Origin of the sequence: Stenotrophomonas maltophilia group sp. msm1 (assembly GCF_032025805.1) — a bacterium.
Taxonomy (GTDB): Bacteria; Pseudomonadota; Gammaproteobacteria; order Xanthomonadales; family Xanthomonadaceae; genus Stenotrophomonas; species Stenotrophomonas hibiscicola.
Map to the genome: position 1 here is coordinate 285,046 of NZ_JAVSKH010000004.1, position 22,330 is coordinate 307,375.

The 22,330-nt window shown below is 66.4% G+C and carries 20 protein-coding genes; 8 read left to right on the top strand and 12 right to left on the bottom strand.

Annotated features, from left to right (window positions below; all coding sequences use genetic code 11):
* Nucleotides 1-10 precede the first annotated feature (10 nt).
* Entirely contained in the window at nucleotides 11-988 is a 978-nt protein-coding gene (locus tag ROV95_RS18495; RefSeq protein WP_227852198.1) for an ABC transporter substrate-binding protein, read from the top strand.
* Nucleotides 989-1,047: 59 nt separating this feature from the next.
* Here the strand turns inward: ROV95_RS18495 and ROV95_RS18500 are convergent, their stop codons facing one another.
* Both ROV95_RS18500 and ROV95_RS18505 read right to left on the bottom strand, forming a co-directional pair.
* Nucleotides 1,048-4,167: a discoidin domain-containing protein gene (locus ROV95_RS18500; protein WP_312545710.1), complete on the bottom strand. Its 3,120-nt coding sequence runs from the start codon at nucleotides 4,165-4,167 to the stop codon at nucleotides 1,048-1,050.
* A gap of 165 nt (nucleotides 4,168-4,332) precedes the next feature.
* A complete protein-coding gene (locus tag ROV95_RS18505; protein WP_134731409.1) occupies nucleotides 4,333-5,409 on the bottom strand; it encodes an MBL fold metallo-hydrolase in 1,077 nt (358 codons plus the stop codon).
* Between the two features lie 104 nt (nucleotides 5,410-5,513).
* On the opposite strand from ROV95_RS18505, the gene ROV95_RS18510 reads away from it, so the two are divergent.
* Nucleotides 5,514-6,125, top strand: coding sequence for a TetR/AcrR family transcriptional regulator (locus ROV95_RS18510; protein WP_134731411.1), 612 nt, complete (start codon nucleotides 5,514-5,516; stop codon nucleotides 6,123-6,125).
* Here ROV95_RS18510 and ROV95_RS18515 read toward each other — a convergent pair.
* Together ROV95_RS18515 and ROV95_RS18520 are read right to left on the bottom strand one after the other, a co-directional pair.
* Nucleotides 6,122-8,068, bottom strand: coding sequence for an EAL domain-containing protein (locus tag ROV95_RS18515; RefSeq protein ID WP_312545711.1), 1,947 nt, complete (start codon nucleotides 8,066-8,068; stop codon nucleotides 6,122-6,124). The two genes, ROV95_RS18510 and ROV95_RS18515, sit on opposite strands and share 4 nt — an antisense overlap.
* A 94-nt stretch (nucleotides 8,069-8,162) precedes the next feature.
* The gene (locus ROV95_RS18520) at nucleotides 8,163-8,879 is read right to left on the bottom strand and encodes an SDR family oxidoreductase (protein ID WP_164144311.1); all 717 of its coding nucleotides are present in this window, start codon (nucleotides 8,877-8,879) and stop codon (nucleotides 8,163-8,165) included.
* A 90-nt stretch (nucleotides 8,880-8,969) separates the two neighbouring features.
* On the opposite strand from ROV95_RS18520, the gene ROV95_RS18525 reads away from it, so the two are divergent.
* On the top strand, nucleotides 8,970-9,773 hold the full coding sequence (locus tag ROV95_RS18525; RefSeq protein WP_312545716.1) for an APH(3')-II family aminoglycoside O-phosphotransferase: 804 nt from the start codon (nucleotides 8,970-8,972) through the stop codon (nucleotides 9,771-9,773).
* On the opposite strand, the gene ROV95_RS18530 is transcribed toward ROV95_RS18525, so the two are convergent.
* Nucleotides 9,746-10,171 (bottom strand): DoxX family protein, encoded by a 426-nt coding sequence (locus tag ROV95_RS18530; RefSeq protein ID WP_134735668.1) that lies wholly within the window; start codon nucleotides 10,169-10,171, stop codon nucleotides 9,746-9,748. The genes ROV95_RS18525 and ROV95_RS18530 overlap by 28 nt on opposite strands.
* A gap of 142 nt (nucleotides 10,172-10,313) precedes the next feature.
* Here ROV95_RS18530 and ROV95_RS18535 point away from each other — a divergent pair, with 142 nt between their 5' ends.
* The 3 genes from ROV95_RS18535 to ROV95_RS18545 all read left to right on the top strand — a co-directional run bounded on the left by ROV95_RS18535 (nucleotide 10,314) and on the right by ROV95_RS18545 (nucleotide 13,039).
* Nucleotides 10,314-10,904 (top strand): TetR/AcrR family transcriptional regulator, encoded by a 591-nt coding sequence (locus ROV95_RS18535; RefSeq protein ID WP_164144308.1) that lies wholly within the window; start codon nucleotides 10,314-10,316, stop codon nucleotides 10,902-10,904.
* Nucleotides 10,901-11,935: a heparan-alpha-glucosaminide N-acetyltransferase domain-containing protein gene (locus ROV95_RS18540; protein WP_164144307.1), complete on the top strand. Its 1,035-nt coding sequence runs from the start codon at nucleotides 10,901-10,903 to the stop codon at nucleotides 11,933-11,935. The genes ROV95_RS18535 and ROV95_RS18540 overlap by 4 nt, the downstream gene beginning before the upstream one ends.
* Before the next feature lie 99 nt (nucleotides 11,936-12,034).
* Nucleotides 12,035-13,039 carry an aminoglycoside phosphotransferase family protein gene (locus ROV95_RS18545; RefSeq protein ID WP_019661358.1) on the top strand — a complete coding sequence of 335 codons (1,005 nt, stop codon included), beginning with the start codon at nucleotides 12,035-12,037 and terminating at the stop codon, nucleotides 13,037-13,039.
* A gap of 117 nt (nucleotides 13,040-13,156) precedes the next feature.
* Here the strand turns inward: ROV95_RS18545 and ROV95_RS18550 are convergent, their stop codons facing one another.
* The 7 genes from ROV95_RS18550 to ROV95_RS18580 all read right to left on the bottom strand — a co-directional run bounded on the left by ROV95_RS18550 (nucleotide 13,157) and on the right by ROV95_RS18580 (nucleotide 19,813).
* Nucleotides 13,157-14,044, bottom strand: coding sequence for a DMT family transporter (locus ROV95_RS18550; protein WP_312545825.1), 888 nt, complete (start codon nucleotides 14,042-14,044; stop codon nucleotides 13,157-13,159).
* Nucleotides 14,045-14,076: 32 nt separating this feature from the next.
* Nucleotides 14,077-15,138, bottom strand: coding sequence for a UDP-N-acetylmuramate dehydrogenase (murB, locus tag ROV95_RS18555; protein WP_312545723.1), 1,062 nt, complete (start codon nucleotides 15,136-15,138; stop codon nucleotides 14,077-14,079).
* 8 nt (nucleotides 15,139-15,146) lie between these two features.
* Nucleotides 15,147-16,202: a quinone-dependent dihydroorotate dehydrogenase gene (locus ROV95_RS18560; RefSeq protein ID WP_312545725.1), complete on the bottom strand. Its 1,056-nt coding sequence runs from the start codon at nucleotides 16,200-16,202 to the stop codon at nucleotides 15,147-15,149.
* Nucleotides 16,203-16,210: 8 nt separating this feature from the next.
* Nucleotides 16,211-16,981, bottom strand: a complete 771-nt coding sequence (locus ROV95_RS18565) for a class I SAM-dependent methyltransferase (RefSeq protein WP_312545727.1) — start codon at nucleotides 16,979-16,981, stop codon at nucleotides 16,211-16,213.
* A 4-nt stretch (nucleotides 16,982-16,985) separates the two neighbouring features.
* Complete coding sequence (locus tag ROV95_RS18570) at nucleotides 16,986-17,270, bottom strand: DUF4190 domain-containing protein (RefSeq protein ID WP_279936430.1); 285 nt, start codon at nucleotides 17,268-17,270, stop codon at nucleotides 16,986-16,988.
* Between the two features lie 160 nt (nucleotides 17,271-17,430).
* The gene (locus tag ROV95_RS18575; RefSeq protein WP_312545731.1) at nucleotides 17,431-18,240 is read right to left on the bottom strand and encodes an SDR family oxidoreductase; all 810 of its coding nucleotides are present in this window, start codon (nucleotides 18,238-18,240) and stop codon (nucleotides 17,431-17,433) included.
* 40 nt (nucleotides 18,241-18,280) lie between these two features.
* Nucleotides 18,281-19,813, bottom strand: a complete 1,533-nt coding sequence (locus ROV95_RS18580) for an aldehyde dehydrogenase family protein (protein ID WP_019661365.1) — start codon at nucleotides 19,811-19,813, stop codon at nucleotides 18,281-18,283.
* A gap of 430 nt (nucleotides 19,814-20,243) precedes the next feature.
* Between ROV95_RS18580 and ROV95_RS18585 the strand changes: the two genes are divergently transcribed.
* Together ROV95_RS18585 and ROV95_RS18590 are read left to right on the top strand one after the other, a co-directional pair.
* Entirely contained in the window at nucleotides 20,244-21,701 is a 1,458-nt protein-coding gene (locus ROV95_RS18585) for an undecaprenyl-phosphate glucose phosphotransferase (protein WP_312545734.1), read from the top strand.
* 152 nt (nucleotides 21,702-21,853) lie between these two features.
* The gene (locus tag ROV95_RS18590; protein ID WP_312545736.1) at nucleotides 21,854-22,288 is read left to right on the top strand and encodes a low molecular weight protein-tyrosine-phosphatase; all 435 of its coding nucleotides are present in this window, start codon (nucleotides 21,854-21,856) and stop codon (nucleotides 22,286-22,288) included.
* The last annotated feature ends 42 nt before the right edge of the window (nucleotides 22,289-22,330 follow it).

Genomic DNA, 22,330 nt, shown 5'->3' on the forward strand with positions numbered 1-22,330 from the left:
AAGGAACATCATGAGCCCTGCAGCACCGCGTCGTCCCTCGCGCAGCACCCTGCTGATCGTGGGCGTGCTGATCATCGGCATCGCCGGCATCGTCTACTCGCGCGTGCGCCAGGCCCCGGAGGCTGCCGCTGTGGCCGCGGCCAGCCTGGCCGGCACCAACACCGCCGTGCTGAAGGGCACGCTCGACCCGAAGGCGCAGGCCTTGATTCCTGCGGGCTACCGCTTCGTCACGCCGGGCGCATTCACCGTGGCGACCCACCCGGGGCAGCTACCGCTGGCCGACTACGGCGCCGACAGCAAGGACGTGGTCGGCATCGAACCGGACATCGCGCGGCTGATCGCGGATGCTTTGGGCCTGAAGCTGGTGATCGTGCCGGTGGCCTGGGCCGACTGGCCGCTGGGGCTGGAGTCAGGCAAGTACGATGCGGTGCTGTCGAACGTGACGGTCACTGAAGAACGCAAGAAGAAGTTCGATTTCTCCAGCTACCGTTACGACCTGCTGGGCATCTACACGCGTACTGATGGGCCGATCCAGAAGATCGAAAAGCCGGCCGACGTTGCCGGGCTGAAGGTGGTGGTCGGTGCCAGTACCAACCAGGATCAGATCCTGCGGCAGTGGGACCAGCAGAACATCGCGGCGGGATTGAAGCCCGTGGAATACCAGTACTTCGATGACGCGGTGGTCGGCCGATTGGCGGTGATCACCGGCCGCGCCGATGTATCGTTCGAGCCCAATGCTACCGGCGCCTATTCGGCGCGCGACGGCAAGGTGCGGCGCGTGGGCCTGTTCCCTGGCGGCTGGCCGAATGCCGCAGCGATCTCGGTGACCACGCGCAAGGGCAGCGGCCTGGCCGACGCGGTGACGCAGGCGCTGAACACCCAGATCGGCAGCGGCACCTATGCGCAGGCGCTGAAGCGATGGAATGTGGCCGAGGAAGCCGTGCCGCAGTCGCAGACCAATCCGCCGGGGTTGCCGACGCTGCAATGACGCCGGGCGTGGCCCGGCGCTACCTCCGTCTTTGTAGAGCCGAGCGATGCTCGGCTGCTCTACCAACGCGCCTCCAGTGCCCGGAACGGTTTCACCAGCCGCACACCCTCGGCATCGAAGTCGGAAACGCTACGTCCATCCACACGCACCGTCTTCGGCATGGTGCGCGCCGGCCACCAGACCTTCACCGCCGTCCCGCTGCGCAGCCCCTCACCAAGCGCCACCGTCAGCACCCCGTCGCGTTGCCGCGCCTGCATCTGCAACGTGCCATACGCTGTCGGCAACCGCTCCACCGCCAATCCATCGCCTGCCACCCACGAGGGCGGCGTACCCGGCAGCAGTGAGAGGGCATCATCGTCTTCGCGCATCAGCATGCCGAACAGCGTGCGGCCGTACTCGGCACCAATCCAGGTATGCGGCATGTCGCCCAGGTAGCGCGGGAAGCGCAGGCGTGAGTGCACGACCTCGGCCAGCACCTGCCACTCAAGCGGGCGCCGATCATGCAGCAGTCCCTGCAGCAGCTCATCGGCCACCTGCGGCTGGCCCAGGTGCACATAGCTCAGCACATTGCGGATCTCGTACGGGGTGTACGCGTACAGCGCACCGGGCTGGCTGCGCTTGCGGACGTCCTCCAGGTAGCGCGCGAAGGTGGTCCGCAGCGCCTCGGCGGGCAGCACGCTCTGTGCGCCGGTCGGGTCCAGTGCGATCGATACGCCGGTGGGATCGCCATCGCCCAGGTCGGCCGAGGAGGGAATGAAGTCGATGCCCTTCCACGCCATCGTCGCCCGGATCGAGGCATGCAGCGCGTCGTAAAGCAGTTTGTACTGTTCGCGTGCCCACGCTGCGGTCTCGTGGTCGCCCAGCGATTCGGCCAGCCACGCGCCGTCGTGCCAGCCCTTCAGGCCCCAATAGTCGTCCCAGTAGCTGTGGGTGGGAGACGGATAACCCTCATGGCTGATCGACGGCGCAAGAATGCCCGCGAAGCGTTCCGGCGCTGGCTGGTCGGCCTTGTAGCCGGGCACCAGCGTGCGTTCGCGTAGTTCCTGCAGGAAGCGCAGCGCTGCCTTCACTTTCGGCAGATAGGCACGTACCGATTCGGGTCCGCCATCGAGGCGCGCGACATCGGCCACCAGCGCTACGTACTGGCCCTGGCTGTCGTACTCGATATCCGAACCGAAGCCGGTATTGACGCTGCCATCGTCGTTGAGGATCGGCGAGACCAGGCCGTTGGCATGCACCCCGTGTTCGCTGTACCAGGCTAGGTAGTCGCGCGCGACGCGTGCTTCGCCCATGCGCAGCAGCACCGCCGAGGTGGCCATGCCGTCGCGGATGAAAGAGCGGTTGTAGTTGCGGGGCCCGGGCTGCATGGCCGGGCCGGTCTGGTTGATCAGCATGTAGGCGGCCTGCGCGCGCAGCATGTCGACCAGCGAAGGATCGGGCAGGCGCAGCCCGACCTGGCCCAGCCGTGCCTGCCAGTCCGCGGAGGCCTGCGTGGCCAGGGAATCGAACGCCATATTGGCATCGCGGGGCAGCGTGGCCAGATCGAGCGCAGGCGCCTCGGGCAGTGCGCCCTTGCTATCGGCGGCGGCAGTACCCAGCGGGAACGCGACCACGATGGCATCGCTGGCGCCCGCTGCCAGTGATACGCGGTAGTTCAACGCAGCCGAGGCAAGACCCTCGTCGTCGCGCGCCTGTTGCGTGGAGGGCAGCTGGCCGGCAGCGAGGGTCGCGGTGATTTCCGTTGCGCCATCCTTGCCGAACGGCGCCGCGCCCGACGCAGCCACTGGCGAGAGCGACTGCAGCAGCGTGCGTCCATTGATGCGCACCGCCTGCCCATCGATGGTCACATCGCGGATCGGTGACAGCCCGCCGTTCTGCCACGGCGGATTCATCTGCATCGGGCGCACGACCAGGCTGAGCGTGCCTTCGATCCTGGCGCTGCCCGTGTTGTGCAGGCGATGCCGCAAGAACGTTACCGGCTGGCCGTCGCGCTCGATGGCGAATACCTCGCTGCGCAGCTCCAGGCCGGGCTGCGGTGACCACGTAGCGGAGGGCATCGGTTTCCAGCCATCCCGCAACGCGTGCTGTATCGGCTGTCCTGCCGCGCCAGCGGCACGCCCGTCAGCGCCACGCCAGATCGGCTGCACCAGCGGCGCGCCCTTGAAGGCTTCCAGATTGCCGTATTCGTCGAAGATCGATTTCTGTCGTCCTGCGTGCACACCGACGGCGGTCCAGTAGGTCTGCTGCATCTGCAGCGATGCCGGGAACAACGCGCGCTGAGCGCCGCTGGCGGTGATCTGGTATCGCTTCATCGGCGTCATTACCGCCTTTGGCCCGAGCAGGCGCAGTCGCGCGACCTGCGGTGCGGGGCCGTCCACGCTCAGCCGGAACGCACGCAGGGGTTGTGCCGTGTCAGCAGCCAGCCAGCTTTGCCGATGATTGGCCGCCTGTGCATCGTGTGCGAGGTCCTGCCAACGGCCCTGTTCATCCTGCGCCTGCAGTCGCGCAGCGCCGCGCGCGCCATCGGCCCAGTCGACCACCAGGCCAGCCGTGGATTGAGCCTGCGGCAGCGTGATCTCGAGCGCATGGGATCCACCTTTTCCGGTCGGAACCGCAACGGTGCCGCCGCCTTGCCAGAGCGCGGCTGCCTGTGTTGCATCGACATCGGCGATGCGTGCGCTGAGCGTGCTGTCCAGCGGCTCCATCTCGAAGATCGACACACCCCAGTCGGAGGTGCGCTGCGGACTGGCCAGTCGTAGATAGCGCGCCTGCCGCGGCGCGAAGTACAGCGTTTCCACATCGCCCAGTGAATCGGCCATCGTGTACGCGGTCTGCCACTGCGTACCATCCAGTGAGGTCTGCAATGAATAGCCTTCCGGGTTGGAGACATCCCAGGTGAGTCGTGCACCAGCCAGCAGGGTTGGCGTGCCCAGATCGATCTGGAACCAGTGGCCGGGGCTGAAGGCGCCGCCGGTGACGGTCTTCGGGTCGCCGTCGATCAGGTGGCTGATCGCCATCGCCGGCACCTGCTGCGAGGAACTGCTGGCCTGCCATTGGCTGCGCGGGGGAAGGGGCTGTGCCTGTGCGGCAGCGGCGAGGGCGGCCAACAGCAGGGTGGCGGCAGCTCGCCACGGAATGGCTGAGCGGGAGACCTTGGAGCGTTCGGCGCGCAATGTCATTACGTACAGCCTCGCAGGTTCGGCCGGTGTCGGCCGAGCGCTACGCTAGCAAGGGATGTAATCGGTTACATGACGCACTGCAGCGTCGCAGGCCGCTTCTGTGGTTGACGCAGCCGAGCATGGCTCGGCTCTACATGGTTTCCGGCAGGTCAAGCGCACCGCACGCTACAGCTCCACCGTCTCCCACCAGCGCGTACCCGCCTGCGGCGCCTGCATGTCCAGCGCTTCGCCCATCATCGGCGTGGCCACCGGCACGTTCTTCGCGGCCGCCAATGCGGTGATGCGCTCGAACGGCTGCTGCCATGCGTGCAGGGCCAGGTCGAAGGTGCCGTTGTGGATCGGCAGCAGCCACTTGCCGCGCAGGTCCAGGTGCGCCTGCAGCGTCTGTTCCGGCTGCATGTGCACGAACGCCCAGCGCGGATCGTAGGCGCCGGTCTCGATCATGGTCAGGTCGAACGGGCCGTACTTCTCGCCGATGGCCTTGAAGCCGTCGAAGTAGCCGGTGTCGCCGCTGAAGAAGATGCGGAAGTCGTCGTCCTGGATCACCCACGACGCCCACAGGCTGCGGTCGCTGTCGCCCAGGCCGCGGCCGGAGAAGTGCTGGCCCGGCGTGGCGGTCAGGCGCAGGCCGCTGGCCTCGGTCGATTGCCACCAGTCCAGCTGTTCGACCTTGCTGGCGTCCACACCCCAGGCAATCAGCTGGTCGCCGACGCCGAGCGGTGCAATGAAGCGCGCGGTCTTGCCAGCCAGCTGCATTACCGCGGCATGGTCGAGATGGTCATAGTGGTTGTGCGAGAGGATCACGCCGGCGATGGGCGGCAGTTTGTCAATGCTGATCGGCGGTGCGTGGAAGCGCGCCGGGCCCATCCACTGCACCGGCGAGGCGCGCTCGGAGAACACCGGATCGGTCAGCCAGTACTGGCCACGCAGCTTCAGCAGGATCGTGGAGTGCCCCAGCCGGAACAGGCTGCGGTCCGGCGCGGCGTCCAGCGTGGCGCGGTCCAGCGGCTGCACCGGAATGGGGTGGGCCGGGACGGTGCCCTTGGGCTTGTTGAACAGGAACGTCCACCAGATCTCCGCACCGTCGCGCAGGCCCATCGCCGGACGGGGCAGGGCATTGCGGAACTTGCCATCACGGTACTGCGGCGAATCGGGGAAGTCGGGGAGGGACCAGGACTTGCAGAAGGTGTAGGCGGTCACAGCGAGGATTCCAAGCAGGAGGACAAGGAGCAGGCGCTTCATGGGTGACGTCCGCTGGGTACACTGCACAGTGTAGTTTCGTCTTTTTCAAAAGTACACTGATGGGTGTAAAATGGTGGCGTCCGTTCAGTTATTCGGTTCCCGCCATGCCCCGTGCCCCGCAACGCCTGACCGACCGTAAACGCGATGCCATCGTGCGCGCGGCGGTGGAGGAGTTCCGTGCATCGGGCTACGAGGCGACCAGCATGGACCGCATTGCAGAGGCGGCGGGGGTCTCCAAGCGCACCGTCTACAACCATTTCCCGAGCAAGGAAGCGCTGTTCTCGATGATCCTGGAGGAGCTGTGGGAACGCAGCGTGGCCAGCGACGCACTGCCGTATCGCGCGGACCAGCCGTTGCAGGCGCAGCTGCTGCAGTTGCTGGGCCAGAAGCTGGAACTGCTCAGCGATGCCAACTTCATCGACCTGGCACGGGTGGCGATGGCCGAGGTCATCCACTCACCGGAGCGCGCGCAGGCCATCGTCTGCCGCATGGGCGAAAAGGAAAGCGGCGAGAGTGCCTGGATCCGCGCGGCCATCGCCGATGGCCGACTGCGCGAGGTGGATCCGGACTTTGCCGGCCACCAGTTGCACGGCCTGGTGAAGAGCTTTGCGTTCTGGCCGCAGGTCACGATGGGGCAGCCACCGCTGACCGCGCAGGAACGTGCGCGCGTGGCCGAATCGGCGGTTGCGATGTTCCTGGGCTTCTACGCGGTCTAGCTGGCGGCGAAGCGACGGAACTCGTCGGCCGGCAGCGCCGCCGAGTACAGATAGCCCTGGCCGACATCCACGCCCAGGGCTCGCAGCTTCTGCTCCTGCGCCAGGGTTTCGGTACCTTCGGCCACCACGATCGCGCCGCAGCGGTGCGCGACCTCGACGATGAAGCGCACGATCGACTGTGACTTGGCGTCGGACAGCGTGGCGATCAGTGCCTGCTCGATCTTGACCTCGGCGATGGCCAGCTGCGAAAGCAGGATCAGGGTTGAATAGCCGGCGCCGAAATCATCCAGCGACAGGGTGACCCCGGCTGCCAGCAGCTGTGTGATGTTGGCATCGACCACGTCGCGCTCGACGATTTCGGTCCATTCGACGATCTCCAGGCGCAGCATCGCACCGGGGATGTCATGCAGTTGTAGCAGCTCCTGCAGGCGCAGGCCGAAGTCGGGCAGGCGCAGGGATTCGGCTGACACATTGACTGCGATGGTCAGCGCCGCGCCGTCCTGCCGGCAGTGCTGCAGGAAGTGCACCGCCGACTGCAGCGTGGCCCATTCCAGGTCTGCCAGCCGGCCCTGCCGGCGCAGCAGCGAGATCACCCGCATCGGTGCAATCGGCCGGCCTTCGCCATCGCGCATGCGCAGCAGCGCTTCGGCGCCGACCAACTGGCGGTCCTGCAGGCGATGCTTGGGCTGGTAGCACAGCGGTGCATCGCCCTGCTGCAGCCAGCGTTCGAGAGCGACTTCGATCAGGGCGTCGATCTCGCTGTCGCGCTGGATCGGGTCGTCGAAGAACACGACGCCCGATTCGATCGCACTCATCGTCAGGGTGATCGCCCGGAACGGCAGGTGACCGTCGTCTGTATCGGTGGGGGGCTTCAGTTCGACTACCGCGCAGCGGAACAGCGGCCGGAAGCCGGGCCAATCGCGGCCGACCTGATCGGCCAGGTTGCTGGCCAGCTCGGTGATCTGCGGTTGCGTGCGCAGTTCGGACAAGGTCAGGTCGCGCACCAGGATCGCCAGCGCGGCATCGCCGAACTGGTAGATCTCCAGTTGCCCGGCCGGCAGCGAGGGCAGCAGCCGATGCACCTCTTCGGTGCTGTCGCGCTGCCACAGGCCGTTGTCCTGCAGCGGACCGTAGCGCAGGCGCAGGTCGCGCAGGTTGCCCATCTCGGCCACGATCAGGCAGGCCTTGCCGATGCCGTCGTTGTCGCGCCAGTAATGCTGCAGGCGTTCGCCGAGCGCACGCATGTTGGGCAGGCCACTGATTGGATCGATGCGCAGCCAGGCCTGTTCGCGCTGGCGTTGGGCATCGATCTGCGCATCGTTGTAGACCAGTGCGAACACCGCGCCGAGCATCAGCAGCGATAGTGGTAGCGCCAGCAGCCGCTGGATTGCCAGCTCCTCCACGGGTAGCTGGTTGGCACCAATGATTGCTACGCCCAGTGCCAAGCCCAACGCAGTGACGACGACACGAACGCCCCAGGCCTGCAGGATCATGCGCAGCGAGAGTTCATTGAGCATGTGCGGGTGCAGGCGCCTGCGCAGCCAGACGCCGGCCAGCATCTGCAGCGTGGCCTCGAGGCTGGCAGGCAGGAAGTACTGGGTGCCGGCGAACTGGTAGCGGGCCAGCAGGCTGGCGCCCAGGCACACCAGGCCACCGCGCCAGCCGCCGAGCAGGCCGCTGACCAGCAGAATGTCGAAGCCGAGGTGCAGCTTGACCACGCCCTGGGTGTAACGGGCCACGAACCAGGAATTGAACAGGTAGATCAGGCCCAGTGCCACGCCCACATACAGGCGGCGGCCTTCAATGGCATGGCCGGCACGGCGGGTGGCGATCAGCAGCACCCCGATCATGCCGATCACTGCGGTGGCCTGCAGCAGGTACAGCGGCAGGCTGGGCAGGGAACCGTCCAGGACCTGGGCCGAGACCCGTGACAGCGCATCCATAGCATTCCCGCCTGTGACCGACGGCCGGTGAGGAGCAGGGTAAACCACGACCGCGCGCGCGGCCACTGATGGTGCCCTGCGGCGGCCGGCAAGGTCAGTAGCGTGGGTCGGCGATGGCTGGCAGTACCAGTTCACGTACGAAGCCGGACGGCGACAGCTGCAGCAGCGCACGCACCATGGTCACCACATCGTGTACCGGGACAAGTTCGCCATCCCCGCGTGCTGCGGCCTCTGCCACCGGCACCGACAGTGCATCGTCGGTGTTGAGGCAGCCCAGCTGCAGGCTGGTCACCGCCAGGCGGCGATCGCGGAAACCCTCGCGCAGTGCATCGGCGATGCCGTTGAGCGCGAACTTGGATGCGCCGAACGCCACTTCCGGGCGGCCGCTGCGTGGCAGCGCCGAGGTCGAGCCGGTCAGCACCAGCTGCGGGCGTGGTGCGCCCAGTACCCGCGGCAGCAGGCGCTGCAGCAGCACCAGGGTCGCGGTGATGTTGACGTCGACCAGTTGGGTGAGCGCGGCATCGCTCTCGTCGAGGAAGGCGTACTCGTCGCTGAAGGCGGTCTCTTCCCAGATGCCCAGGTTGTGGATCAGCACATCCAGATCGGCCGGTGCCTGCGCTGCGATGTGATTGGCAGCCAGGGTGGGTTGGGACAGATCGGCCTCGATCCACTGCAGGGTGACACCTTCGGGGCATTCAAGGTCGCGCGGACGGCTGCGCGAAACGCCGATGACGGTGTCGCCCGCACTGCACAGGCCTTCCACGAATGCCCGACCGAGGCCCCTGCTGGCGCCGATGACCATCAATTTCATGTTGCTTCCTTCCATTGCGCGCTCTGCTGGGCGGTGTGCTTCGGGATCGGCGAGAATCCGTAGCGTCCCCAGCAACAGGAGCATCCCGACATGGGAGCACCCGATCCCTTCACTGATGGCCTGCCGCTGCCGCGGGCGTGGCAGGAAGCGTTGGGCGATGCGCGCATCGAGCGGCAGTCGATCGGCGTGTCGCGTGCGGATGTTGCTCGTGTGCAGCAGCCAGGCCAGCCCGATGCCTTCCTGAAGTCGGAAGTGATCGACGCCTTCAGTGAGCTGGGCGATGAGATCGCGCGCCTGCGCTGGCTGCAGGAACAGGGACAACCGGCGCCAACGGTAATTGCCACCGCCGAAGAAGCGGGCCGGCGCTGGTTGCTGATGAGCGCGCTGCCCGGCCGCGACCTGGCTTCGTCGCCGGAACTCGCGCCGCAGCAGTTGGTGGAACTGCTGGCCGACGCGCTGCGCGGGCTGCATGCGTTGCCGGTGGCAGCCTGCCCGTTCGACCAGCGACTGGCCTCGCGCCTGGAGGCCGCGCAGGCCCGCGTCGAAGCGAGCCTGGTGGATGCCGATGATTTCGATGATGAGCGCCTGGGCCAGAGTCCACAGCAGGTCTTCGCCGAACTGTGCAGCACCCGGCCCGACCATGAAGATCTGGTGGTCAGCCATGGCGATGCGTGCCTGCCGAACCTGATGGCGGTCGAGGGGCGTTTCAGTGGTTTCATCGACTGTGGGCGGCTGGGCGTGGCCGACCGCTACCAGGACCTGGCGCTGGCCGCGCGCAGCCTGGTTCACAACTTCGGCGACACGCGTTGGGTGGCGCCGTTGTTCCAGCGCTACGGCGCGTTGGTCGACGAGCGTCGGCTGGCGTTCTACCGGTTGCTCGACGAGTTCTTCTGAGCCCGCGCATGGCTGGCGATGGCCGCGCAGATCAGGCCGCCGACCACGCTCAGGTGTTCCAGCGCGAAGAACATCGCCAGCTGCTGTTCCGCGCCGTGCTTGGTCCAGAAGGTATGCACGATGACGATGGTCAGCAGCATGAACACCGCCAGCGCGCCGCTGCCCAGCCATAGCAGGCGGTCGAGCAGCAGGCACAGTGAGCCACCCAGCAGCACCACGGCGCTGGCGAGGTTGAACAGCACAGGCGGTTGCAGCCCGGCGGCCTGCATTTCGGCCACGCTGTTGTCCCACGCCAGCAGCTTGGCCAGGCCCGAGGACAGGAACACCACGGCCAGCAGCAGCCGGGCGAGGAACCACAGCACGCGGCTGTCGAGCAGGGTGGTGATCATCAGTGGCATGCAGGAACTCCGGGTTGGGCATGGAACAGGTCGCGCAGCATCGGGCCTCAACCGCAGTTGAGGTCAAGGCTGGCTGAACGGAGCCCGATGGTGGCCAGGTCGACATCTACAAAATAAACGAACGTTCGTTCATGCTCGTGGCATGAGCCGAATCGACCGCAATGAGCAGCGCGTGACCCTGATCCTGCAGGCGGCCCTGCGGTGCTTCCTCGCCAAGGGATTCCACCAGACCAGCATGCGTGACATCGCGCAGGCGGCTGGCGTCAGCCTGGGCAACCTCTACAACCACTTCCCGGGCAAGGAAGCGATCATCCTTGCAGTGGCAGTGGCCGAGAGCGAAGAACTGGCACCGTTGCTGCGTCGACTGGCCGCGTCCGAAGGCGAGCGCGCACAGGTACTGGATTTCCTTCAGGACTTCCACGCACTGTGCCGCCAGCCGGAATGGGCGACGCTTGCCGTCGAAGTGCTGGCCGAGAGCGCACGCAATCCGGCCGTGGCCGAGGCATTTGCGGCCAATCGCAGGCAATTGCAGGCGACCCTGGCCGAAGCCCTGCAGCAGGTGGCACGGCGCGAACGTCGGCGTCCCGTGCTGGCCCCGGCATTGCAGGCGCAGGTGCTGCTGGATGCCATTGAAAGCGATGCGCTGCGTCGGGGGCTGGGCGAAGCCGATGGCATCGATGAGGCCTCGCTGGATCTTGGCCTGCTCGCGCTGCTGCTCGGGGCACGCGCATGAGTGCCGTTGACCGGCGATTGCACGGCCTTGATCTGGCGCGCTACCTGGCCTTGGCCGGCATGGTGCTGGTCAACTTCCGCCTGGCGATGGCCGTGCCGGCAGAGGGTGAGGGTTGGTTGGCAGGGTTCTTCCATCTGCTGGAAGGCAAAGCCTCGGCGACGTTCGTCACTCTGGCCGGTCTTGGCCTGGTGCTGGCCACGCAGCGGCAGGGGTGGTGGCCGGCCAGCGTGCAGACCTGGAGGCGCGCGCTGTTCCTGATGGTGCTGGGCCTGCTCAACCTGACTCTGTTCCCGGCCGATATCCTGCACTACTACGCGGTGTATTTCGCGTTGGCGGTGGTGTGGCTGCGTGCGTCGCCGCGGGTGTTGCTGGCCAGCATCGTGGGCCTGGCGGCGTGTTCGTTCTGGGCGTTGCTGCACTGGGACTACAGCCAGGGATGGAACTGGCAGACGCTGGAATACGCAGACCTGTGGCAATGGCCGGGCGCGGCCCGCAACCTGTTGTTCAACGGCTTCCATCCGCTGCTGCCGTGGCTGTGCTTCTTCCTGCTGGGGATGCTGCTGGCACGCCTTCAGTTGTCGCAACCGCGGGTGCAGCGAGCATTGCTGGTGCTGGGGCTGCTGCTGATCGCGGCCGGCCATGGCGTTCAGCAGCTTGCGCAGGGAACGCCCTGGCAGGTGTGGCTGGGAACGCAACCGATGCCGCCGGGACCGGCCTACGTACTCACGGGTGCGGGCGCAGCGTTCAGTGTCATTGCCGCCTGCCTGTGGCTGACGCGTGTGCAACCCGGGGACTGGCTGGAGCCGTTCACCGCGGCCGGGCGCATGACCCTGACCCTGTACGTGGGCCACATCCTGCTGGGCATGGGCACGCTGGAAAGCCTGGGCCTGCTCGATGGCAGCGCGTCGCTCGCATCGGTGCTGCTGTGGGCGATGCTGTTCCTGATGCTGGCGACGGGCGCGGCCTGGCTGTGGTCGTGGCAGTTCGCACGCGGCCCGCTGGAGATGGTGATGCGACGCATCGCAGGCTAGTTCTCTGGTCGCGGCGAGCTGATGTTGTGACGGACATGTCTGTGTCGCGGCGAATGCATCTGCGATAGTGGCAGCAGGCAATACTTTCCGCTTGCATCCATGTCATTCGCTTCGGCGCAGCATCTCGGCGAAGTCCTGCAACAATCCTATGGCATCACTGCCACCGCCGTGGTGCCACGCCCGGTGGGTGCCGACGCCAATGCCAGCGTGTATCGCGTCGATGCGCGGCACGGGCAGTGGTGGTTGAAATGCCGCACCTACCAGGTCGCCCCAGCGGTGTGGGACAGCCTGCATTGGCTGCGCGGCACGCTGGGCATCGATGAGATCGTTGCGCCGTGGCCAGCATTGACCGGCGGCGCATCGGTACAGCGGTGGGGGCTGCAGTTCACCCTGTTCCCTTATGTGGAAGGACAGTCCGGATTCGAGGCGGCGTTGAGCCGCACGCAGTGGAAGCGGTTGGGCGAGGTACTGCGGCGCCTGCACGGCGCGCAACTGCCAGCGCAACTGCAGCAGGCGCTGCCGATCGTACGGCTGGAAACCGCGGCGCTGGAGACGGTCGGTCAATGGCTGGCCGGCGAAGGCCTGGCGGCCGCGAAGGACGGGCTGGGCCGCGCATTTGTTTCGGTATGGGACCAGCAGCATGCGCGCATCGCGGCGCTGCATGCGCAGGCACGGGAGCTGCTCGTGGCATTGCAGGACGTACCGGTAGATCTGCATCTGTGTCACACCGACCTGCATGCCGGCAACCTGCTGATGGGCAATGACGGGGGCCTGCACCTGATCGATTGGGACGGCCTTTCGCTGGCCCCGCGCGAGCGCGACCTGATGTTCATTGGTGCGGCGGTTGGTGGGCGCTGGGGGCGCGAGAATCCGCTGGGCTTCGAGGAGGGCTACGGCAGCGACCGCGGCGATCCGCGCTGGATCGCCTGGTACCGGCACTGGCGCATCCTGCAGGACCTGATCGAGTTCCAGCAGGTGCTGTTGGGCAGCGATGGCGAGGAGCGTTCGCCGCAGTTGCGCCGGCAGTCGTTGCACTATCTGGGCGAGCAGTTCGCGCCGGGCAATGTGTTCGATGCGGCGGAGCGGGTGTATCGCGCGCTGTAGATCCACGCCATGCGTGGATGAACCCTGCGCGCTCTGTCAACGGTGAGGCGCGAAGAGCAGCCGAGCGTAGGCTCGGCTCTACAGAGGAGTGCAGCGTCATCCACGTGTGGCGTGGATCTACTCGGCGGGCTTGGCCGCTGCCGAGGCTGCTGCACTTGCGGCTCGCCGCGACAGTACGGCTTCGCGGTGGGCGATGTAGGCGTTGGCGGCGAGGATGATGCCGGCACCGATGATCGTCCAGCGGTCCACCGTTTCGTTGAACAGCAGCCAGCCGAACAGCGTTACCAGTGGCAGCTGCAGGAAGCTGATCGGGGTCAGGGCGGAGACTTCGCCCAGCCGTAGCGCGCGGGTCCACAACAGCTGGCCGACGGTGCCGAGCACGCCGGTGGCCAGCAGCCACAGCCACGCCATGCCGGAGGGCCAGACCCAGACGAACAGTGCCGGGACCAGCGACAGCGGCACCCAGAACACGTAGGTGTAGAGCACCACGGTGTCAGCGCTGTCGACACGGGTCAGCTGCTTGATCTGGATCGCCACCAATGAGCTGAGCACGGCGGCTGCCACCGCTACCAGGCTGCCCGCGGTGAAGCCGGCGGTACCGGGGCGCACGATCACCAGCACACCGATGAATCCAACCACCACCGCAGCCCAGCGGCGTACACGCACGGTCTCGCCCAGCCACAGCACGGCGGCGATGGTGACGAACAACGGCGTGGAGTACGAGAGGGAAACCGCCTGCGCCAGTGGCAGATGGCCCAGTGCCCAGAATGCGCACAGCATCGAACCCAGGCCAATCGCACTGCGCACGAAATAACGCGGCAGCTGCTGCGTTTTCAGTGGTGCATGGCCGGGGCGCAGCAGCATCGGCAGCAACGCGAGCAGGCCAAAGGCATTGCGAAAGAACGCCACTTCCTGGGTTGGTACGTACCGGGTGGCGTAGCGGATGGCGACGGCCATCAGGCCGAATGCCATCGTGCTGCCGATCATCAGCAGCGCCGCCCGCATCGGGGTGGCGCTGGGGGAGAGGGCGGGGGTGTTCACCACTGTGCGCCGAGCAGGCGGGGCTCCGGTTCGATCGGCACGCCGTACTTTTCCAGCACCGAGGCCGAGATGCGTCGCGCCAGCGCCAGCAGCTCAGCACCGGTGGCGTTGCCGTAATTGACCAGCACCAGCGCGTGGCTCGGCGCGACGCCGGCATCGCCTTCGCGGAAGCCCTTCCAGCCGCAGGACTCGATCATCCAGGCCGCAGAGACCTTGCGCTTGTCGTCCTGTTCGGCCGGGAACACCGGCAGCTCGGGGAAGTGCTGCAGCAGTACGTCCACCTGTTCCAGTGGCAGTACCGGGTTCTTGAAGAAGCTGCCGGCGTTGCCCAGCACATCCGGATCGGGCAGCTTGCGGCGGCGGATCGCGATCACCGCATTGGCCACGTCCACGGCACTGGGCAGCTCCACGCCCTGTGCCTGCAGTTCCTCACGGATGCCGGCGTAGTCCATGCGCAGGTCGTGCAGCAGCGGCAGCCTGAGCTCGATGGCGGTGATCAGGTAGCGATCGGGTTGCTGCTTGAACACGCTGTCGCGGTAGGCGAAGCCACACTGTTCGTTGTCCAGCCGCACCCAGGCCTGCTCCTGGCAGTCCCAGGCTTCAACGGCCTGGATGAACTCGCCGACCTGCGCGCCATAGGCACCGATGTTCTGGATCGGCGCGGCACCGGCCGTGCCGGGAATCAACGCCAGGTTCTCCAGGCCGGACAGGCCTTCCTGCAGCGACCACATCACCAGGCCATGCCAGGACACGCCAGCGCCGGCGCGGATCACCGCATGGTCGGCGCGGTGCTCCAGGAAGCTGATGTCCCGGTTGCCGAACACCAGCACGGTGCCAGGCAGGTCTTCGGCGATCAGTACGTTGCTGCCGCTGCCCAGCACCAGCAGCGGGCCGCTGGCCACCTCGGGCAGCGCCAGCACGTCCGGCAGCAGTGCGGCATCGTGCAGTTCCAGCAGCTGCGCGGCGCTGGCCTGCACGTGGAAGGTGTTCAGCGCCTGCAGCGGCGCATTGCGGGTGAGCGTCCAGCGCAGCGGGGCGTTGCCGTCGACGGTATCCATGGGCGCGCTCACAGTGGGGCCACCGCGCCGCGGCTCGGCGCTTCGCGGCGGCGACGGATCGCCTCCACGCATTCAGAGACCAACGCCGGGCCACGGAAGATCAAGCCGCTGTAGCACTGCACCAGCGCCGCGCCTGCGGCCATCTTGGCCACCGCATCGGCACCGGACAGGATGCCGCCGACGCCGACCAGCGGGACCGATTCGGGCAGGCGCGAACGCAGGCGGCGCAGTACCAGCGTGGACTGCTCCAGCACCGGCGCACCGGACAGGCCGCCGGCCTCGTTGGCCAGTGGATCGCCTGCCACCTTGCTGTGGTCGATGGTGGTGTTGGTGGCGATCACGCCGTCCACCTGCAGTTCGCCCAGTACGCGGGCGGCGGCATCGATGTCGCGCTCGCTCAGGTCCGGTGCCACCTTCACCAGCATCGGGACGCGGCGGCCATGCTGCGCGGCCAGTGCTTCCTGGCGGTCGCGCAACTGGCTGACCAGCTGGCGCAGCGCGGTTTCCTCCTGCAGTTCACGCAGGCCGGCAGTGTTGGGCGAGGAGATGTTGACGGTGATGTAGTCGGCCAGCGGATAGACCTTGTCCAGGCAGGCGATGTAATCGTCCACGGCCTGTTCGTTGGGCGTGTCCTTGTTCTTGCCGATGTTGATGCCGAGCAGGCCGCGGCGGTTGCGCGCGCGCTCGACATTGCGCACCAGCGCGTCCACGCCCGCATTGTTGAAGCCCATGTGGTTGATGATCGCGTTGTGTTCCGGCAGGCGGAACAGGCGCGGCTGCGGGTTGCCGGCCTGCGGGCGCGGGGTGATGGTGCCGATCTCGACGAAGCCGAAACCCAGCGCGAACAATGCATCGATGTGCTCGCCATTCTTGTCCAGGCCGGCGGCCAGGCCGACCGGATTGGGGAAGGTCAGCCCGAACACGGTGCTCGGCATCGGCGCGATGCGTGCGGCCAGCAGCGGCGTGGTGCCGGTGCGATAGGCCAGGTCCAGTGCGGACAGGCCGAGGCCGTGGGCGCGCTCGGCGTCGAGCGAGAACAGGAAGGGGCGGGCAAGCGAATACATGCGTCGGTTCAGTCCAGCGTGCCGAGGAAGGCTCGGGTTCGATATTCAAAAGCAACCTGGCCGTCGACCGCGTGGGCGGCGAACAGGTCCTGCAGGGCGGCGATCATCGGCGCATGGCGCGGATGACCGGCTTGGGGTGCGTAGGAGGAGGACAGCAGGCGCCCGCGCAGGGCGTCGAAATCCAGATGTTGCACGTTCGGCAGCTCCACCATGCCGCGCAGGCCGGGGCCGAACCACGCCTGCATGGTGGCGTCGTCCTGGTAGCGCTCGGCAACGGCGGTGTAGTCGGTGCCGTAGTCCAGCAGCAGCTGCTCGTAGCCGATCAGGAACGGGCTGGCATCGAGCAGGCGCGAGTTCCAGTAGATCAGTGCCAGGCCACCCGGGCGCAGGATGCGCTGCCACTCGGCGCGCACCGCCACGGTGTCGAACCAGTGGAAGGCCTGCGCGACGCTGACCAGATCGATGCTGGCATCGTCCAGTGTGGTGGCCTCGGCGCGGCCGTCCACCGCACGGAACTGCGGGTACTGCGGTGCCAGCCATTCCTCGGCCGCGCCCCGCATGGCGGCGTTGGGTTCAACCGCGACTACTGGATGGCCGCTGGCCAGGAACAGGCGACTGGAAATACCGGTGCCGGCGCCGATGTCGGCGACCACGGCCTCGTGGCTGATGCCCATCGGGCCATGCAGCCACTCCAACAGGGCGGGCGGGTAATCGGGCCGGTAGCGGACGTAGTCGGCGACGCGGCTACTGAAGCGTTCAGTGCTGTCGGAGGCAGTCATGGCGTCACTTCGACACTGCCGCCAGCCACGCCAGGCCGCCGAAGAACAGGATGAAGACCAGGATGGCGGCGATCACGGCGCCGACCATCACCCAGCCCAGCACCAGGCCGGTGACGGCGAGGCCATCGCCTTCCAGTTCATGCGGGCGGCGGCGGATCTCGGCGCGGGCCATGTGGCCGGTGATGATGGCCACGATGCTGGCCACGAAGGGCAGGACGGTCCAACTGGCGATGCCCATGACCAGGCTGACCACGGCCAGGGCGCTTGTCTGTCGGGGTGCCACGCTCATCGGGGTCCTCCTTGGCAGTGTGCACATGATAGTGCGTCTGCCCGGGCAATCCCATGGGCAGTGCCCTGTAGAGCCGAGCCCATGCTCGGCTGCCCCTTGGGCTGATGCGGGATCGACCGCGTCTTGCGTGCAAGCCGAGCATGGGCTCGTCTCTACAGATTCAGCCCATCAACACTTGGCCGCCATCCACGTTGAGCACATGGCCGGTGACCCAGCGCGCCAGCGGCGAGCACAGGAACAGGGCGGCGTCGGCGATCTCACGCGGGTGGCCGAAGCGGCCGAACGGGATCTTCGCCAAGGTGCCGTGGTACAGGGCGGGGTCTTCGGTGCGGCGGCGGTCCCACAGGCCGTCATCGAACTCGATCGAGCCCGGTGCGATGGCATTGACCCGGATCCGGTCCTTGGCCAGCGCCAGCGCCTGTGACGTGGTGTAGTGCGAAAGCGCGGCTTTGGCCGCGGCGTACGGCGCGCCACCGGGACGCGGCTGCTGGGCGGCGATCGAGGACAGGTTGAGGATGCAGGCATCGCTGGATGCGCGCAGCCACGGCAGTGCCAGGCGCGAGGCCCGTACCGCCGCCATCAGGTCGATCTGCAGACTGGCGGCCCAGCCGTCCTCGTCATCGGCCATGCCATAGCCGGTGGCGTTGTTGACCAGCACGTCGATGCCGCCGAGTGTATCGGCGGCAGCCTGCAGCCAGGCCAGGATCTGGCCGGGATCGGCCAGATCGGTAGAGAACGCGTGCAGTTCGAAGCCCTGCGCCCGTGCATCGGCACGCAGGGCATCCAGGCCGGCCTGGCCGCGGGCGCAGGCCGAGACCTGCGCACCGGCACCGGCAAAGGCCAGTGCCATTTCACGGCCAATACCCTTGCTGCCGCCGGCGATCAGCACGCGGCGGCCGGTGAAATCAATCACCGGCTTGCCACCCTGTAGAGCCGAGCCATGCTCGGCTGCATTTCCTGCGGTGTTCATGGCGCATCCTGCCGGGCATGGCCCGGCACTACAGATTGCGTTACAGGTCGAACTTGATGCCCTGGGCCAGCGGCAGCGAGTCCGAATAGTTGATGGTGTTGGTCTGGCGGCGCATGTAGACCTTCCACGCATCCGAACCGGACTCGCGGCCACCGCCGGTGTCCTTTTCGCCACCGAAGGCGCCACCGATCTCCGCACCGGACGTGCCGATGTTGATGTTGGCGATGCCGCAGTCGCTGCCGGCCGCCGACAGGAACTTCTCGGCGGTCTTCAGGTTCTGGGTGAAGATCGAGGACGACAGGCCCTGCGGCACGCCGTTCTGCATCTCGATGGCTTCGTCGAGGGTGTCGTACGGCATCACGTAGAGGATCGGCGCGAAGGTCTCGTGCTGGACCACGGCGTCGCTGTTCTTCAGACCGGAGACGATGGCGGGCAGTACGAAGTTACCCGGTCGATCGATGCGGGTGCCACCGGTTTCGATGGTGCCGCCGGCGGCCTTGGCCTGGGCGATGGCATCGAGGAACTGCTGTACGGCGCCTTCGCTGTTCAGCGGGCCCATCAGGTTGGCGGCATCGGTCGGGTCGCCGATCTTGCCTTCCACCTGCTTGTAGGCCTTGACCAGGGTGGCCAGTACGTCGGCGTAGATCGAGCGGTGCACGATCAGGCGGCGGGTGGTGGTGCAGCGCTGGCCGGCGGTGCCGACCGCACCGAACACGATGCCCGGCACGGCCAGCTTCAGGTCGGCGGTTTCGTCCAGGATGATGGCGTTGTTGCCGCCCAGCTCCAGCAGGCAGCGGCCCAGGCGGCGCGCGACCTTCTCGTTGACGGTGCGGCCGACCTGGGTCGAGCCGGTGAAGCTGATCAGCGGCACGCGGCGGTCATCGACCATCTTTTCCGACAGCGCGGTGCCGGCATCATTGATCAGGAAGAAGATGTCCGGGAAGCCGGCCTCGCGCAGGGCCTCGTTGCAGATCTTCAGCGAGGCGATGGCGGTCAGCGGGGTCTTGTTGGACGGCTTCCAGATGCACACGTCGCCACAGATGGCGGCCAGGAACGAGTTCCAGCTCCACACCGCGACCGGGAAGTTGAAGGCCGAGATGATGCCGACCAGGCCCAGCGGGTGGTACTGCTCGTACATGCGGTGGCCGGGGCGCTCGGAATGCATGGTGTAGCCGTACAGCATGCGGCTCTGGCCCACGGCGAAATCGGCGATGTCGATCATCTCCTGCACTTCGCCGTCGCCTTCCGGCTTGCTCTTGCCCATTTCCAGGGCGACCAGCGAACCCAGCGCATCCTTGTGCCTGCGCAGCGCTTCGCCGCACAGGCGCACGGCCTCACCGCGGCGCGGGGCAGGCGTGGTGCGCCAGACCTTGAAGGCTTCCTGCGCGCGGGCGACGACGGTCTCGTACTCGGCCTCGGTGGTCGCGCGGACCTGTGCGATCGGCTCGCCGGTGGTCGGGTTGACCGGGGTGATCAGCTCCCCGCTGGTCGCGCTCGACCACTCCCCGTTGCCCAGGTACGTGCCAGCGTTGATCGCGTCCAGGCCAAGGGACTTGAGCAGCTCGGAAGACATGCAGACTCCTGTGTTTCGTTACGTTGTTTTGGCGCCATCGCGGGCAGGTGGGGGACGCGATGAACAGAACCGCCGATGGTAGCAGAGGGAGGTTGCTGGGCTTTGGTGCGGTGCGGGGTGGGCGAGCTCAAGACTGTCAATTTGCCGGCTTGCGATCCGGGCGTGGATGGATGATGGCGACGCAAAGTGACGCATATTGATGCATTGCGACACATATTAAATTCGTAATAGTTCTAAAGACTTACGTGATCTCCTGGCGATAGCTTCAGTCAGTCCCCCACTGAAAATTCCTATCTTTTGCCGCAGACATCATTCACAATTCAGTCACGCCTGATTGACAAACCTCTGACAATCGCGTGCTGGCTGGGGAGTCCATGCACGTGAAGACGAACAATTCAGCGTTCGGTCGAGTCGTGAATGGAGAAGTGCTTTGCTACATGGATCAGTAGAAGACCTCCCCGCAGCGCGGGCCCGGGCGGGCCGCCGCCGCGTCGAAGCCCGGGCGGCCCTTGAGTTGGGGTTGCGCCTGGGCGATCTGTTGCTGCTGCCGGGCATGGCGGTGCTCTCCCACATCGTGTTGTATGGCGCGGCTGCGCCGGATTCCTCCCAGCGCATCGTGTTTGGCGCGGTGATTCTCAGTGCCATCGTCTGTTTCTCCGTCGCGCCGCTGTATCGGAACTGGCGGATGCGCGGGTTGCTTGCCGATCTCTGGCTGCTGCTGTTGGCGTGGTCTGCCACCTTCGCGTTGTTCTCGCTCTACGTCGTCCTGGTCGGACTTGCCGATGCGGTCCCCTCTACCTGGCTGGTTGGCTGGTATGCCTTTGGCCTGGGTTCCATGGCTGCATTACGCGTATTGCTGAGGGTGCAGTTGCATCGCTTGCGTTCACGTGGGATGGACCATGAACGGATCCTGCTGGTCGGGCTGCGGGCGCCTGCCTTGAGGCTGCACCGCCTGCTGCGTGGGAAACCAGAGCTTGGCAAAGACGTCATCGGCTACTTCGCCAGTGCGGGTGATATCGCTACCCGTCGCGGTGGGGATGCGCCGTGCAGGCTGGGGCGACTGGAAGACGTTCCGCAGTACATGGATCAGCACCGCGGAGAATTCGACCAGGTCTGGGTGTCGATGCCGATGGGGCACGCGGCCGCGATCAAGGACATGCTCAAGCAGATCGAGCGATTTCCGGTGCCGGTGCGCCTGATTCCCGATACCACGGGTTTGGGGGCGCTTAATCCGGGCGTGCACCAGGTGGGTGATGTGCCGATGATCGGCGTACGTCAAGGCTTGGTGGATCATCGGTTCCGCGTGTTCAAGCGGGTCGAGGACATTGTCGTCGCGGGTGCGGCGGTGATCCTGCTGGCGCCGTTGTTTGCCGTGCTGGCCATCGGCGTGAAGCTGAGTTCGCCGGGGCCGGTGTTGTTCCGCCAGAAGCGTCATGGCCTTGGCGGTAAAGAGTTTTGGATGCTCAAGTTCCGCTCCATGCGTGTGCACGCGGAGGGGGAGGGGCAGATCACCCAGGCGACGCGCGATGATCCACGCGTCACCCGGTTTGGCGCCTTCCTGCGTCGCAGCAGCCTGGATGAACTGCCGCAGTTCTTCAATGTGTTGGGTGGGAACATGTCGGTGGTGGGGCCGCGGCCGCACGCGATCCAGCACAACAATCACTACGAGCGGGTGATCGAACGCTACATGCACCGCCACTACGTCAAGCCGGGGATTACTGGCTGGGCGCAGGTGCACGGGTTGCGCGGTGAGACGCCGGAGCTGCGCTCGATGAAGAAGCGCGTCCAGTACGACATCGACTACATCCGACGCTGGAGCCCGACGCTGGACGTGCGGATCATCGTGCTGACGGCGTTGAAGGTGCTGGGGCAGAAGTCGGCGTACTAGGATGGTCGATTTCTGAAACTGCGACGTAATCCCATGAATCTGTTGGTGATTTCATCGCCTGTAATGCGTTTGTAAGGTATGCTGTGCGGCTGCCGCCGACTCCGGATGTTCTGGTCGCGTGCGCCGCAAGGAATGCCACAGGATCCAGATCAGTGTTCAAGAACGTTCTATTTGTATGTGTCGGCAACATCTGTCGCAGTCCCTCCGCAGAAGTGATGCTGCGCCAAGCGATCGAGGGCAAGGGGATCCAGGTGTCCTCCGCGGGTCTCGGTGCGCTGGTTGGGCATGGCATTGATGCCACGGCGCAGGAGTTGCTGGTCGAGCGGGGCATGGATGGCCTGGCCCATCGCGCGCGCCAGATTGATGACGCCATCCTGGGAGCCGCTGATCTGGTGCTGACCATGGAGCGCAAGCACGTGCGCCGCATCGCCGAGATCGCGCCGCAGGCGTCCGGGAAAACCTTCCTGCTGGGCAAATGGCAGCAGGATCGGGAGATTCCCGATCCATACCGCCAGCAACGCCCGGCGTTCGAGCATGTCTACAAGTTGATGGCCGAGGGTGTGGAGAGCTGGGCGCGTCATCTTTGATTGCTGCCTGCTGCGATCACCCGGCCCGTAAAAGCCTGAATT